Source organism: Streptomyces sp. NPDC050549, assembly GCF_040655035.1.
In the GTDB taxonomy this organism is placed as follows: domain Bacteria; phylum Actinomycetota; class Actinomycetes; order Streptomycetales; family Streptomycetaceae; genus Streptomyces.
This window is the reverse complement of the sequence record NZ_JBFAJD010000003.1, coordinates 243,920-258,188: the sequence shown is the minus strand read 5'-3', so window position 1 is coordinate 258,188 and position 14,269 is coordinate 243,920. Positions and strand designations below refer to the sequence as shown.

At 71.2% G+C, this 14,269-nt stretch carries 13 protein-coding genes; 2 read left to right on the top strand and 11 right to left on the bottom strand.

Going from position 1 to position 14,269, the window contains the following annotated elements; genetic code table 11:
* Positions 1-55: 55 nt before the first annotated feature.
* The 10 genes from AB0I51_RS07260 to AB0I51_RS07215 all read right to left on the bottom strand — a co-directional run bounded on the left by AB0I51_RS07260 (position 56) and on the right by AB0I51_RS07215 (position 11,067).
* On the bottom strand, positions 56-628 hold the full coding sequence (locus AB0I51_RS07260) for a hypothetical protein (RefSeq protein ID WP_362972311.1): 573 nt from the start codon (positions 626-628) through the stop codon (positions 56-58).
* Between the two features lie 34 nt (positions 629-662).
* The gene (locus tag AB0I51_RS07255; RefSeq protein ID WP_362972309.1) at positions 663-2,384 is read right to left on the bottom strand and encodes a S8 family peptidase; all 1,722 of its coding nucleotides are present in this window, start codon (positions 2,382-2,384) and stop codon (positions 663-665) included.
* Between the two features lie 180 nt (positions 2,385-2,564).
* Positions 2,565-3,578, bottom strand: coding sequence for a PAC2 family protein (locus tag AB0I51_RS07250; protein WP_362972307.1), 1,014 nt, complete (start codon positions 3,576-3,578; stop codon positions 2,565-2,567).
* 208 nt (positions 3,579-3,786) lie between these two features.
* Positions 3,787-4,458, bottom strand: coding sequence for a FadR/GntR family transcriptional regulator (locus AB0I51_RS07245; RefSeq protein WP_019066078.1), 672 nt, complete (start codon positions 4,456-4,458; stop codon positions 3,787-3,789).
* Between the two features lie 85 nt (positions 4,459-4,543).
* Positions 4,544-5,839: an amidohydrolase gene (locus AB0I51_RS07240; protein ID WP_362972305.1), complete on the bottom strand. Its 1,296-nt coding sequence runs from the start codon at positions 5,837-5,839 to the stop codon at positions 4,544-4,546.
* Positions 5,836-6,588 (bottom strand): nucleoside phosphorylase, encoded by a 753-nt coding sequence (locus AB0I51_RS07235; RefSeq protein WP_362972303.1) that lies wholly within the window; start codon positions 6,586-6,588, stop codon positions 5,836-5,838. Before AB0I51_RS07235 ends, AB0I51_RS07240 begins: the two co-directional genes overlap by 4 nt.
* Positions 6,585-7,457 carry an ABC transporter permease gene (locus AB0I51_RS07230; protein ID WP_362972301.1) on the bottom strand — a complete coding sequence of 291 codons (873 nt, stop codon included), beginning with the start codon at positions 7,455-7,457 and terminating at the stop codon, positions 6,585-6,587. Before AB0I51_RS07230 ends, AB0I51_RS07235 begins: the two co-directional genes overlap by 4 nt.
* Positions 7,457-8,509 carry an ABC transporter permease gene (locus AB0I51_RS07225; RefSeq protein ID WP_362972299.1) on the bottom strand — a complete coding sequence of 351 codons (1,053 nt, stop codon included), beginning with the start codon at positions 8,507-8,509 and terminating at the stop codon, positions 7,457-7,459. Before AB0I51_RS07225 ends, AB0I51_RS07230 begins: the two co-directional genes overlap by 1 nt.
* Position 8,510: 1 nt before the next feature.
* The gene (locus tag AB0I51_RS07220; RefSeq protein WP_362972297.1) at positions 8,511-10,034 is read right to left on the bottom strand and encodes an ABC transporter ATP-binding protein; all 1,524 of its coding nucleotides are present in this window, start codon (positions 10,032-10,034) and stop codon (positions 8,511-8,513) included.
* Positions 10,015-11,067, bottom strand: coding sequence for a BMP family ABC transporter substrate-binding protein (locus AB0I51_RS07215; RefSeq protein ID WP_362972295.1), 1,053 nt, complete (start codon positions 11,065-11,067; stop codon positions 10,015-10,017). Before AB0I51_RS07215 ends, AB0I51_RS07220 begins: the two co-directional genes overlap by 20 nt.
* 310 nt (positions 11,068-11,377) lie before the next feature.
* Between AB0I51_RS07215 and mtnA the strand changes: the two genes are divergently transcribed.
* A complete protein-coding gene (gene mtnA / locus AB0I51_RS07210; RefSeq protein WP_362972293.1) occupies positions 11,378-12,409 on the top strand; it encodes an S-methyl-5-thioribose-1-phosphate isomerase in 1,032 nt (343 codons plus the stop codon).
* A 54-nt stretch (positions 12,410-12,463) separates the two neighbouring features.
* Here the strand turns inward: mtnA and AB0I51_RS07205 are convergent, their stop codons facing one another.
* Complete coding sequence (locus AB0I51_RS07205) at positions 12,464-13,450, bottom strand: alpha/beta hydrolase (protein ID WP_362972291.1); 987 nt, start codon at positions 13,448-13,450, stop codon at positions 12,464-12,466.
* Positions 13,451-13,591: 141 nt separating this feature from the next.
* Here AB0I51_RS07205 and AB0I51_RS07200 point away from each other — a divergent pair, with 141 nt between their 5' ends.
* Positions 13,592-14,194 (top strand): XRE family transcriptional regulator, encoded by a 603-nt coding sequence (locus AB0I51_RS07200; RefSeq protein WP_362972289.1) that lies wholly within the window; start codon positions 13,592-13,594, stop codon positions 14,192-14,194.
* The last annotated feature ends 75 nt before the right edge of the window (positions 14,195-14,269 follow it).

Sequence of the window (14,269 nt, the reverse complement as noted above, 5' to 3'; positions counted from 1 at the left end):
GGGGCGGTTCCTCCCGGCGAGGAGGAACCGCCCCTGTTTCACGCGCAGTTGTCCGTCAGAGCTTCTGCACCCGGACGCTGCGCAGGATCGCCGGCGTCTGGCTGTCCCAGATCCCGATCACCTGGTGGCCGAACGCGAAGGCCTGCTCGATCTCCTGATGGGCTTGCGGGGCCGGGTTGTTGAGCACCCGGAACCCGTCCTGGAAGCGCAGGAAGATCTGCTGCGGCTGACCCGGCAGCGGCTGCACGATGTCGATGTAGCCGTTGGCGACACCGGCCGCCAGCGATTGCGCCTGCGCCGACACCTGCTGGATCGCCGTCTCGGTCACCTGCTGGAGCTGCTGCTGCACCTGCTGGTCGCCCTGTTGCTGCGGCTGGCCGAGTTGCTGGAGCAGTTGCTGGAACGGCTGCTGCTGGCCGAGCTGTTGGAGCTGCGGCATCAGCCCGGCGCCCGGCCCCCCGGCGGACTGCTGCTGGCCGAACGGCTGTTGCTGCTGACCGAAGCCCTGCTGCTGCCCGAACGGCTGCTGCTGGTACGGCTGTTGGTACGGCGACGTACTCGCGAACTGCTGTCCCTGTTGCTGACCTTGCTGCTGTCCCGGTTGGCTCATCTGCGGGGTGGTGCTCATACGGGTGTCACCTTCCCTTGATGGTGGGGATGCGTCAGCCCGTGACGACCAGGCCGACGATCTCGTCGTCCGAGAACCACACTCGGACGTCGGGCCGTCCCGTCGCGAAGGCGGAGTGCACCGCCTGGCGTATCTCGGGGGACGGACGGTCGAGGTCGCGCCAGGAGCCGGCCACGAACAGCCGGAGCCTGGGCGGGAGTTCACGCGGGTAGGGCAGCAGCTCGTCCCAGTACCGCTCGGCGCGGCCGGAGCCGACCGCCTGCGGCAGCAACTGGTTGACGGCCGCCCTGATGTCGGGCCGGCTGCCGATCCGCTGCGAGGCGGGCCGGCCGGGTGCGTCCTGCTGTGGGGAACCCGTGGCGCGCAGCGTCTCGCGGGCCCGTTCCGGGGACATCGGCTGCTGTTCGGCCGCCCTGAGCATGCCCTGGAGCGCGGCCAGCGCACCGGCCACCACCGGTGCGGCGGCGGAGGTCCCGGAGAACGTGTCGGTGTACCAGGCGATCTCCTCGGGCCCGGCCTGCAGATCGCCGGGCCGGTCCCAGAATCCGCCGGCGGTCGTGACCTCGCGTCCCCAGCCCTGGGCGTCCACGCGGGCACCGTAGTTGGAGAACGCGAGCCGGGACCGGTCCGGCCCGTGGTCGCGGCCGTGGGTACCGGGCGGCGGGGCGCCCGCACCGACGAGGACGGCACCCGAAGACTCGTTCGAGGGGTTGAACGGGTTGCGCCACCCCTCCGGGAACGCGTCCGGGCGGCGCTCGTAGACCGCGTCGTCCAGCGACTCGGCGCCGTTGCCCGCCGCCTCGACCACCAGGACGCCCCGGGCGGTCGCGTACCGGACGGCCGCGAAGTCGTCCGGCCACCACTCCACGGGGATGTAGCCCTGCTGGTCGTCGCGCTCCGCGTAGTCGAACCGCGGTCCGGGGCGGTGCAGTTCGATCAGCAGGAGGTCGCCGGGGCCGAGGCGGTCGGCCGCCGCGTGGATCGCCGCCGCCGTGCCGATGCCCTGGAAGGCCGCCGTCGCGGTCACCGCCTCGGGCACGATGCCGGTCACGCCGTGCTCGCCCCGGTCGGCGCCGATCACACCGATCACGGCGGTGCCGTGGTTGCGCCAGGCGACATCGGTCAGCGGGGTGCCCACGACGACGCCGGCGAGCCTGGCGGCCAGGTCCTCGTGCCCCAACTGCCAAGCGCCTTCCACGTCGATCACGGTCACCCCCTGACCCGACCCACCGGGCCGCTGCCAGGCCCAGTGGGCGTCGATCCCCTCGGGCGCGGGCCGCAGATAGCCCTGGCGGCTGCTGAAGTCGGGCGTGACCGGCGCCCCTTCCTTCACCCGCGGCTCTTCGTCGGCCACCGTGGCGGGAACGGCGCCCGGCTTCACGTACGCCGTGTCGATGCCCGGCAGCGCCGCGATGCGCGAGCGCAGCTCCTCGGCCCGGCTCCCGCCGTCCTGCACCCGGTAGAAGAGCGCCAGGTCGGGTACGTTCTCCGCACTCCCGAGGGCCGACTGGTGGAGCCGTTCCTCGCCGCCGAACAGCGGTCGCAGGGCGAGTTGTTCGTCACCGAGGAACATGTTGAGCGCGGTGACGTCGGCGCCGGACGCCGAGTGGACGCCCTCGGCCCGGGCGCGCAGCCTGGCCTCGGGGCGTGCGACGACGATCAGTTCCTGCTCGGCTCCCCGATAGGTGAATCCCGCTCCGTCGGGCCCCGGCCCTGATGTTCCCGGGCCCGGCGACGGCTGTGCCTGGTCGGTCATCGGATCTCGCTCCCTTCGGTGCCTGGGTGCCACGGGGCCCAACCAAGCACCGAAGGCGGGCGTCGTAAACCCTCAGATACCGCCAACTCGGTTTGAAACAAGTTGAATTGGGTAACGCGTGCAATCCGGCCCAACACGGAGAAGGCGGTGCACATCACGTGCACCGCCTTCTGTCCCGCTTCACTCGTCGGAGGAATCCTCGTCGTCGGCCTCCGTGTCGGGCCCGGTCTCGGGCTCCGTCTCCGGCTTCGCGGGTCTCGTCGGCTTCGCACGGCCGCCGCCGGGGTTGTCCCGGAGATACGACGCGCTGTCGCTGCCGTCCGCCGTGGCATGCCCACCGGGCGGGCTGCCGCCGCCGTCCCGCCTGCGCAGATAGCGTTCGAACTCGCGGGCGATCGCCTCGCCCGACGCCTCCGGCAGCTCCGCGGTGTCGCGGGCCTCCTCCAGCGTCTGGACGTACTCGGCGACCTCGCTGTCCTCGGCGGCCAGCTGGTCCACGCCGACCTGCCAGGCGCGCGCGTCCTCGGGCAGCTCGCCCAGCGGGATGCGCACGTCGATCAGGTCCTCCAGGCGGTTCAGCAGCGCCAGGGTGGCCTTCGGGTTGGGCGGCTGCGACACGTAGTGCGGCACCGCCGCCCACAGCGACACGGCCGGTACGCCCGCGTGTGTGCACGCCTCCTGGAGGATGCCGACGATCCCGGTGGGACCCTCGTACTTGGTCTCCTCCAGGTCCATCCGCTGCGCCAGGTCCGAGTCGGACGTGGTCCCGCTGATCGGCACCGGACGTGTGTGCGGGGTGTCACCGAGCAGCGCGCCCAGGATCACCACCAGCTCCACGCCCAGCTCGTGCGCGAAGCCCAGCAGCTCGTTGCAGAACGAGCGCCAGCGCATCGACGGTTCGATACCTCGGACGAGTACGAGATCGCGCGGCTTCTCGCCGCCGACCCGGACCACCGAGAGACGGGTCGTGGGCCAGGTGATCTTCCGCACCCCGGCGTCCATCCACACCGTGGGCCGGTTCACCTGGAAGTCGTAGTAGTCCTCGGCGTCCAGGGCCGCGAACACCTCGCCCTTCCACTCCCTGTCGAGATGCGCGACCGCGGTGGAGGCGGCGTCGCCGGCGTCGTTCCAGCCCTCGAACGCGGCCACCATCACTGGGTCGATCAGCTCGGGAACCCCCTCCAGCTCGATCACCCAGCGCCTCCTTCCGATCTGCCCTCGCGTACGCCCCAACCTTACGGCGTCCGACGGGGGCGCCCGCAGCCCCCTTGCACGGGGGAGTGACCCCATGCCTGCCCCGTCCGAGCCGGTCGAACACACAAGATCGCCACCCGGTGCGCACGGGGACCGGCCGGTCACTCCTCCGATGGATCAACCGGCCCCCGCACGACGACCGGCTCGTTCACAGGGTCGAACGCAGCCACTGCTCCACGCTCGCGATGTGCACCGTCGCCCACGACCGCGCCGCCTCCGCGTCCCGGTCGCGCAGCGCGCCCAGGATCGCCCGGTGCTCGTGCAGAGTGCGGCTGACCGCGTCCTCCTGGGTCAGCCCGCGCCAGATCCTGGCCCGCGTGGTGGGTCCCGACAGACCGTCGAGGAGCGAGCAGAGCACCGAGTTGCCGGAACTCTGCACGATGCCCCGGTGGAACTCCAGGTCGCAGGCGACCAGTTCCTCCACCGAGGGGGCACCGCCCAGCGCGTCCAACTGGAGGGTGAGCGCGTCGAGTTGCTGCTCGCTGATCCGCAGGGCCGCCATCCCGGTGGCGGCGGGCTCCAGAATGCGCCGCACCGCCAGGAATTCGAGCACCGTGTCGTCGCGGTGGAAGTCCACGACGAAACTCAGCGCCTCCAGCAGGAGTTGGGGATCCAGACTCGTGACGTACGTGCCGTCGCCCTGCCGCACGTCCAGGATCCGGATCAGCGACAGCGCGCGCACGGCCTCCCGCAGGGAGTTGCGGGACAGGCCGAGTTCGGCGGCGAGTTCGCTCTCCTTGGGCAGCCGGTCCCCAGGACGCAGCGCGCCGGAGACGATCATTCCCTTGATCTTCTCGATCGCCTCATCGGTGACTGCCATGACCGGCCTCCCTGTTGCTCAGACATCCGATGTATCAGGCATATTATGGGGGTTCAGTGGGCTGAACGGGAGAGAAATCCACAGCTCAGGCAAGTGATTCGAGCTCCGCGACCACGGTTTCCTCGTCCAGTGTGCTCAGTGTCCGGTTCCGCATCAGCACCCGGCCGTCCACCACCGTGTCCCGCACGTCCGCCGAGTGCGCCGCATACGCGAGCGTCGACCAGGGGTCGTGCAGGGGCCGCAGATGCGGTGCGCCCAGGTCCAGGACGATCAGGTCGGCCCGCTTTCCGACCTCCAGGGACCCCAGGTGCTCCCCGAGCCCCAGCGCCCGCGCACCCTCGATCGTCGCCATCCGTACGGCCTGCTCGGCACCGACCGCCGTCGGGTCACCACTCGCCTTGTGCACCAGCGCCGCCTGCCGTACGGCGCCCAGCACGTCCAGCGTGTTGGAGCTTACGGCCCCGTCGGTGCCCAGCCCGACGGTGACACCAGCGCTGAGCAGCCGCGGCACCGGCGCGATCCCGCAGCCCAACTTCAGGTTGGACACCGGACAGTGGGCCACCGAGGTGCCCGTGCGGGCCAGCGCCGCGATCTCCGGGCCGGTCAGGTCCACGGCGTGCGCGAGCAGCAGATCGGGGCCGAGCAGCCCCAGCGAGTCGAGCAACTCCACAGGACGCTTGCCGTACTTGACCTCGACGGTGGCGACCTCGGTCGCGTTCTCCGCCGCGTGGATGTGCAGCAGCGCCCCGAACTCCCGTGCCAGGGCGGCGATTTCGACGAGCTGGTCGGGGGCGAGGGTGTACGTCGAGTGCGCGAACAGGATCGGTCGCCGACCGGGGCGTGCCGCACCCCGCGCCACCAAGTCCCTTCGCGCCCAGTCGAGTCGGTCCTCGTAGGGCATTCCGTCCGGCGGCTCCGGTACGTCCATGAAGGTCGGCCCGGAGTGCAGCCGCCAGCCCGCCTCACGGGCCGCCTGCTCGGCCGCCTCGTGGAACCAGTACATGTCGAGCGCCGAGGTCACCCCGGCCCGCACACTCTCGGCCACCGCGAGCCGCACGGCCGCCGCCACGTTCTTCGGAGCCAGCAGCTCGGCCTCCCACTTCAACACCCGCTCCAGGAAGCCCTGGAGAGTGACGTCGTCGGCGCGACCGCGCAGCAGCGTCATCGCGAGGTGGGTGTGCGTGTTGACGAGTCCGGGCAGCACGAGACAGCCCGACGAGTCGATGGACTCCGTTGCCGTGAACCGGGTCGTCAGCTCCTCGGCTGGCCCCGCGGCGACGATCTCGCCCTCGTGGACGGCAACCGCCCCGTCCCGTACGACAGTTCCGGCCTCGTCGACGGTCAGGACGTCACCGCCGTGCACCAACAGGTCGATGTTCACGCCTCGCTCCCTTCCGCCAGCAGCCGCAGTGCCTCCAGTGAGACCACAGCGCCGCGCTCGACACCGGCCGCGACGACCTCCCGGTGCGGGTCGTACCCACCGGTGGTCTCCGCGTCGACGAGTTCATCGGCGTTGGCGCCGTCGATCACGAGCACTCCACCCGCGACCAGCCCGCGCAGCGAGGCGGTCACCAGCAGCGCCGACAGTTCCATCTCGATCGCCGCGAGCCCGGCGCCGTCGTAGGAGAAGAGGGGGATGAGACCGGGCTGGAAGGCCGCCCGGGTCCATACGATCCCGCGGTGGTGCGGGGCGCCGGCCTCGCGAGCGGCGCGCTGGAGGGCGAGGACCGCCTCGGGGGCGGCGACCGCCGGGTACTCCGGTGGGAGCAACTGCGGTGTGACACCGTCGTCGCGTACGGCCGCCTCCGCGATGACGAGGTCGCCGTCGCCGATGCCGGGCTTCATCGCGCCCGCCGTGCCGAAGCGCAGGAACGTGCGGACCCCCGCGTCCGCCAGCTCCTGGAACAGCAGGATCGCGCCAGGACCACCCACCCCGTGCGAGGCGACGGTGACCGGCAGGCCCTTCCAACTCCCGCTGAACACACGGTATTCGCGGTGGTACGACACCTCCTCGGCGCCGTCGAGCAGCGCGGCTACGGCGGCGGCGCGCGCCGGGTCGCCGACGACGACCGCGTGCGCCGGAAGTCCGGTCCTTGGTATGCGGGTGATGGGCAGCAGGTCCTGCGTCATGTGGCGGCTCCGGAAGGGGAGTTGGCGGTACGGCGACGGCGGCGGGCCGTCGAGAGGAAGAGGGCGACGAGCGTCACGACGTACGGCGCGGCATCGGTGGCCTGTTGGGGCAGGCCGACGCCCTGGAGGCGGAAGCCGGCGGCCTCGGCGAGACCGAAGAGCAGCGCGGCGAGCAGCACGCCGACCGGTGCCGCGCGGCCGAGCATCACCGCGACGACGGCGATCCAGCCCCGGCCCGCCGTCATGTTCTCGGAGTACAACGTGACGTTTCCGAGCGCGAGTTGAGCCCCCGCGAGCCCGCAGAGGCCCCCGGAGATCAGCACGGCCGCGTACTTGTACTTCGCGGGGCTCACCCCGAGCGTGGCCGCCGCGTCCGGTGCCTCACCAACGCCGCGCAACCTGAGCCCCCACACATGCCGGGACAGCATCACCGCGGCCACCGCGACCGCGACGAACGCCAGATACGCGAGCGGGGTGAAGCCACCGACCAACGGCAGACCGGCGAGTGACGGATCGTCGAAAGTGCCCTGCACACCGAAGACCGTACGCAGGAGGAAGCTGGTCAGGCCAACTGCCAGAAGATTCATGGCGATTCCGAGAACGACCGCGTCCCCGCGCAGAGTTATCGCGCCCACGGCAAGGATGAGGGAGTACGCGGCTGCCGCGAGGGCGGCGGCGAGGACGCCGAGCCAGGCGCTGCCGGTGAACCAACTCGTGGCCACGGAAGTGAAGCAGCCCATCAGCATCATGCCTTCGAGGCCGATGTTGAAGACCCCCGCCCGCTCGCACAGGGCACCGCCCAGCGCGGCCAGCAGGATCGGGGTCAGCGCGCGCAGCGCCGACATCAGCAGATCGGAGTCGAAGAACATCACACGGCCCCGCTTTCCTGAGCACGCCTGCTGAACCACTTCGTCGGGAAGCGGAGCCGGGCCGCGAGGAACACGATCACGATGGCCTGGAGCACCTGCGTCAGCTCGCGTGGCACCTCCGTCGTCCGCTCCATCGCCAGGCCGCCGACTGCGAGGACGGCGAAGAAGAAGGAGGCGACGACCGTGCCGAGCGGGGCTGCGGCTGCCAGCAGGGCGGCCGTAAGTCCCGTCCAGGTGTAGCCGGGTGCGGTGAGCGAGCCGTCGACGAAGCGGTACGGGAAGCTCAACACCCCTATGGCGCCCACGAGTCCGGCCAGCGCACCGGAGACGGACATCAACTTGAAGGTCAGGCCCCGGCGTTCGACGCCCGCGTAGGCGGCGAAACGCGGGTTGAGGCCCGTCATGCGGATCTCGTAGCCGAAGGCCGTGCGCTTGTCGGTGAACCAGTACGCGGCTGCCGCCAGCACCACCAGGATGAGCCCGATGGTGACCGTCGAGTCGCCGAACGCGGGCAGTGCCACGCCGTCCGGCATCGCGCGGGTCTGGGGGAGGCTGGAGCCGGGTTCCTTGAGCGGGTAGCGCGCGAGGTAGGACGCGAGCGACATCGCCGGGTAGCTGAGCAACAGGCTGCTGACCAGGAGCGGAACGCCGAGCCGGTTCTCGCACAGGGCGGCGAGCGCGGCGTACACGGCACCCGCCGCCATGCCCGCGAACAGCGCCAGTACGACGGTGAGCGGTGCGGGCAGCGGCGAGTAGAGGCCGGTCACGGCCGCCGTGATGCCGCCGAGGACCATCTGTCCGTCCCCGCCGAGGTTGATCAGCCCGGCCCGCAACGGGATCGCCAGCGCGAGCGCCATACCGAGCACGCTGGTGCCGGTGCTCAGTGTGGAGCCGATGCCGTCGGCGCCGAGCGAGCCGGTGATGACCGCGCCGTAGGCGGTGACCGGGTCCGCGCCGGTGCCGACGAGGAACACCGCGCCGATGACCAGGCCCGCGAGCACGGAGAAGGCGACGGGGGAGCGCAGGGCTCCGGATATTCGGGTGGGAGTCATGTCAGTCGACGGCCTCCGCCGGTGCTGCGGCTCCGCCCGCCATGGCGAGCCCCAGTTCCCGTTCGTCCGCCTCGTCCTTCGTGTACGTCGCTGTGGCCCGGCCCTCGTACATGACCAGGACCCGGTCCGCGAGGCCCCGGATCTCGCTCAGTTCGGCGGAGACGAGGAGGACGGCGTGACCGGCGTCGCGGTGGGCGACGATCTGCTCGTGGATGTTCTGGATGGCGCCGATGTCGACCCCGCGCGTCGGCTGCTCGACGAGCAACAGCGGTGCCGCATGGGCGAGTTCGCGGCCGATCAGCAGTTTCTGCAGATTGCCGCCGGACAGTGCGGAAGCGGGTACCTCGGGGGTGGCCGCCTTGATGCCGAAGCGCTCGATGAGCCGCCCGGCGTGGGCGCGTACGGATGCGGGCGGCAGAAGTCCCTTCGCGGAGAGGGACGTTCGGTGGTGGCCCATCGCGAGGTTGTCCGCGACGGTGGCCGCCGGTGCCGTGCCGACCGCGTTCCGGTCCTCCGGGACGTAGGCGAGGCCCTGTGCCCGGCGTTCGGTGGCCGAGGCGTGGGTGATGTCCCGCCCCTTGAGGCGCACTTGACCGGAGGCGACCGGCCGTAGCCCGGCCAGTGCCTCGATCAGTTCGCTCTGGCCGTTGCCCGCGACGCCCGCGATCCCGACGATCTCCCCGGCGCGGACGGTGAGTCCCACATCGTGGACGGAGTCCGTGGTGAGGTTCTTCACGTCGAGGATCACGTCACCGGGTGTTCCGGGCGCGTGTACGCGGTCCAGCTCGACCGCGCGGCCGGTCATCGCGGCGGCGATCTCGCCGGCCGAGGTGTCCGCGGTGACCAGGCGGGCGACCACCCGGCCGTCCCGCAGCACGGTCACGTTGTCGCTGCCTTCGAGGACCTCGCGCAGCTTGTGGGTGACAAGGATCACCGTACGACCCTGCGCGGCCAGCGACTTGAGGACGGCGAACAGGGCGTCCGCCTCGGCGGGTGTGAGCACGGCGGTCGGTTCGTCGAGGATCAGCGTGCGGGCGCCCCGGTGCAGGAGCTTCAGGATCTCCACGCGCTGGCGCAGGCCGACCGGGAGTTCGCCGACCCGGGCGTCCGGGTCGACGGCGAGTCCGTGCTCCTCGGCCAGCTCACGCACCCGGCGGCGGGCGGCGGCCCGGTCCACCAGGCCGAAGCGGCGCGGCTCGGCGGCGTAGACGACGTTCTCGGCGACCGTCAGCGAGTCGAAGAGCTTGAAGCTCTGGTGGACCATGCCGAGCCCGGCGGCCATGGCGGCGCTCGGGTCGCCGAAGGTCGCCTCGCGGCCGTCGATCCGGATGGAGCCCGCGTCGGCGCGCTCCATGCCGTAGAGGATCGACATGAGGGTGGACTTGCCGGCGCCGTTCTCGCCCATGAGGGCGTGGATCTCGCCGCGTTGGACGGTCAGGTCGACGTTGTCGTTGGCGAGCGTGCCGGGGAAGCGCTTGGTGATTCCCCGGAGCTCGACGGCTGGGTCAACCGGCGGCCGGGTCATCGACCTTGAGCTCTCCGGAGACGATCTGGTCGCGCAGCGCCTTCACCTTGGCGAGGACGTCCTTGTGCTGGGCGATCACGCATTTCGACGAGTCGACGCCCGACTCAAGTCCGGTGAGGCTGATGCCGCCCTCCTTCAGGCCGTACGACACCGAGGTGCCCGCTCTGCCCGCGAGGACCTGCTCGACGCCCTTCTCGACGGCGACGTCCGTCTTCTTGATCACGTTGTCGACGACGGTGCCGGGGGAGGAGACGCACTGGTTGACGTCGACGCCGTACGCGAACGCGCCCTTGGCCTTCGCGGCCTCGAAGACGCCGTAGTTGCCGGCCGCCGCGGCCGCCATGATCTGGTCGGTGCCCTTGTAGAGCAGGGAGTTGGCCTGCTCCTTGGCGCGCGCCGAGTCGTCGAACGGGGACTGGCCGCCGACGAAGCGCGTCGACGCGGAGGTCTTGGCGGCGACCTTCTTGGCACCGGCCGCGAACGGGTCGCTGTAGCGCCGGAATTGGGGAGTGTCGAGCACGTCCACCGCACCGACCTTGCCGCTCTTGCTGAGCAACCCGGCCTCGGCGCCCGCGAGATAGACACCCTCGTGCTCACGGAACACCGCGCACGTCACGTTCTTGAAGGTCTTCGTCGTGCACGCGTCGATCATCAGGAACTGCTGCTTGGGGTGCGCCTTGGCCTGCTGCGCGACGATGTCGGCGAACTCGAAGCCGACCAGCACGATCACGTTCGGGCTCGCTTCCACGGCGGCCTGCACGTTCTGCTGCTGGGACGCGGTGTCCGTGGACTCGTAGACCTTCTCGGTCCCGTGGTGCGTCTTCGCGGCGGCCTTCACTCCGGTGACGGCCAGCTTCAGGAACTCGTTCTGTCCGACCGCGTCCGGGGTGACCAGCGTGAACGACTTCCCGCTGCTGCCGCTCGCGCTGTCCGAGGCGTCGGTCCTGGCGGCGGCGTTGCAGGCGGTGGCGGCGGTGACCATGAGCGTGGTGGCGGCGACGAGCTGCAGGGTGCGACGTGATCTGCGGAGCATGGGGACCTTCCGGGGTACGGCAAGGCGCGCTCCGCCGGGAGCGCGTGCGACCAGATGGTGAGACGGAACAAGACGAGGGGTGGACGCGAGAGGGACAGGTCAGCGTCGACGGCAGTCGCTCGCGCAGCGGCCGTGATCGAGGAAACGGCGCATCGTCAACAGCACGCGTCCTCCTTCGTCTCGGCCTTCGGGCTGCGGGTGCTGGACTTTAACATTCGTTTTGAGACACCTGCTCGACTGTCTCGAACTGTGGTTCTTCCTGGTCATGTACGGTGTCCGACACCCATCGGAACAGCAGGAGTGTCCCGTTATGCCCCAGGAATTGCGCGCGGTCGACTGGACCGGCAGCGGCCTCGCGCTCATCGATCAGACCCTGCTCCCGCTCCGCCACGAGACGATGGCTGTCCACGATGTGGACACGCTTGTCGACGCGATCCAGCGTCTCGTCGTGCGCGGGGCGCCCGCGATCGGAGCGGCCGGCGCGTACGGTGTCGCGCTCGCGATCATCGAGGGCGAGCGCAAGGGATGGACCGAGGCCGAGGTGCGCGCGGCCGTCGCCCGCGTCCGTGAGGCCCGGCCCACCGCGGTCAACCTCATGGCGGGCGTGGACCGGGTCATGACCCGCTTCTACGAAGGCCTCGACGCGGTCCTCGAAGAGGCTGCGGCCGTCCAGCGCGAAGACGTCGCGGGCAACCGCGCGATGGGTGCGTTCGGCGCGGACTGGCTGGTCCAGAAGGTGGGCGTGGAGCGGCCGTTGAGGCTTCTGACGCACTGCAACACGGGTGCGCTGGCCACCGCCGGATGGGGCACCGCGCTCGGCGTCATCCGTGAACTGCACGCGCGTGGGCTGGTGGAGGTCGTCTACGCCGACGAGACGCGTCCGTTGCTCCAGGGATCGCGCCTGACGGCTTGGGAGTTGGTCCAGGAAGGCATCCCGCACTACGTCCAGGCCGACGGCGCCGCGGCCGGCACCATCCTGCGCGGCGAGGTCGACGCGGCCATCGTCGGCGCGGACCGCATCGCGGCCAACGGCGACACGGCGAACAAGGTCGGCACGGTCGGCGTCGCCCTGGCCTGCGCGGACGCCGGTATCCCGTTCCTGGTGGCGGCCCCGACCACCACGGTCGACCTCGCCACCAGAACCGGCGACGAGATCCACATCGAACTCCGGGGCGAGGCCGAGGTGTTGGAATGGGGCGGTGTGCGGACGGCTCCCGCCGAGTCGCGTGGGCACAACCCCGCGTTCGATGTCACGCCGGGGCGTTTGGTTACGGGACTGGTCACGGAGCGGGGCGTGTTGGAAGTGTCGGCCGGTGAACTCCCCGGCGACCGGCTGGCGTAAGGGTGTGAGTGGCGGAGAGGGGCGCCGGCCCGGCGGTGTCGCGGGCCAGGTGGTTCAGTCCGTGAGCGCGTCGAGCCAGCCGGTCAGCAGACGGTTGACCTCCTGGGGGCGTTCCTGCTGGATCCAGTGGCCGCAGCCGTCCAGGAGGTGGGAGGCGGTCAGGCCGGGGAGTGTGGTGGGGAAGTCGGCGATCGCGTCGGACATCCAGGTGGTGGAGGCGTCCAGGGTGCCGCCGATGAACAGCGACGGTTGCCTGATCGGGGCTCCGCGGTGCGGGGCGAGGTCCTCCCAGTCGCGGTCCACGTTGCGGTAGCGGTTGAGGGCGCCGGTCAGGCCTGTGCGCTCGAACTCCCCGGCGTAGACGTCGAGTTCGTCCTCGGTAAGCCAGGCCGGGAGGGCGCCGGCGGGGAAGCGGTCGCACAGCAGGCCGCCGCGGGCCACGAAGTGCGGGTCGGGCTCGCCCCGGGCAGGCATGGTGTCGGCGGACAGGGCCGCGCAGAAGCCGGCGAGCCAGCCCCGGACATCGCGTTCGATCTCCGCCTCGGCGCGGCCGGGCTTCTGGAAGTAGGAGACGTAGAACTCCTGCTCGGGGCCGCCGATCGTGCCGAAGACGTCCGTGGGGCGGGGCCCGCCGGGCGGTGCGTAGGGGACGCTCAGCAGGCCGACCGCGCGGAAGACCTCGGGGTGGAGCAGGGCGGAGGCGGCGGCGATGCCGGAGCCCCAGTCGTGGCCGGCGACCACGGCGCTCTCCTCGCCGAGGGTGCGTACGACGGCGACGTTGTCCGCGACCAGGTCGAGCACCCGGTAGGCGTCGGTCGCCGCCGGCTTGGCGGAGCGGCCGTAGCCGCGCACGTCGATCGCCACCGCCCGGTAGCCGGCCGTGGCGAGGTCCGGGAGCTGTCGGCGCCAGGAGTACCAGGACTCGGGGAAGCCGTGCACGAGCAGGACCAGCGGGCCGGTGCCCTGTTCGACCAGATGAATGCGCCCGGCGGGGCCCTCGACGGTGCGGTGGCGGAGGGCGGCGGACGGCTCGGACTGCATGGGCATCTCCTCGGTGCGCTGGTGGTCGCGGGTACCCGTCGATCATGCGGCGCGGCGACCGCCCGAGGCGATGAGGGTTGCCAATCTGGCAAACTTGCAGGACAGGGCGGTGGAGTACGGCGTTCGGGAGGTGCGGGGGCGGTGGCAGGCGACGACGTGGCCGAGACGCTGGCGGCGATGGGCCCCCGGCTGCGGGCCGCACGCGAGCATCGCGGCGCCACGCTCACCGGCGTCAGCTGCGCGACCGGCATCTCGCCGAGCACGCTGTCGCGGATCGAGACCGGCCGGCGCAAGCCCACCCTGGAGGTGGTCCTGCAGTTGGCGAAGGAGTACGGCGTCTCCCTGGACGAGCTGGCCGGCACCGCGCCCGCACCTGCGGCCGAGCGCCGCGCTCCGGTGCCGCTGAGCTTCGGCGACGACAAGGCGGTCCTGCCGCTGACCCGCTACGTCGGCGGACTGCACGCGCACAAGCACGTCCTGCCCGCCGTCGAGGAACCGCCAGCGCGCCCGCGGCAGGTCTCGCACGACGGCTACGAGTGGCTGTGCGTCCTGTACGGGCGGCTGTGGCTCGCGCTCGGCGACCAGGATCTCGTCCTGACGGCCGGGGACGTGGCCGAGTTCGACACCCGCGCCCCGCACGGGGTCGCGAACGCCGGCTCCGGCGGGCCCGTCGAGTATCTGATCATGTTCGGGCCGCAGGGAGAGCGCCTGCGACCGCGCACCCCGCCCGCCCCCGGCCGCTAGGGCGAGGCCGGTGTCGCTGCTCTGTGGAACCAGCGATGGGGCCCCGAGACTCGGGGCCCCTTTCGCATGGACCGG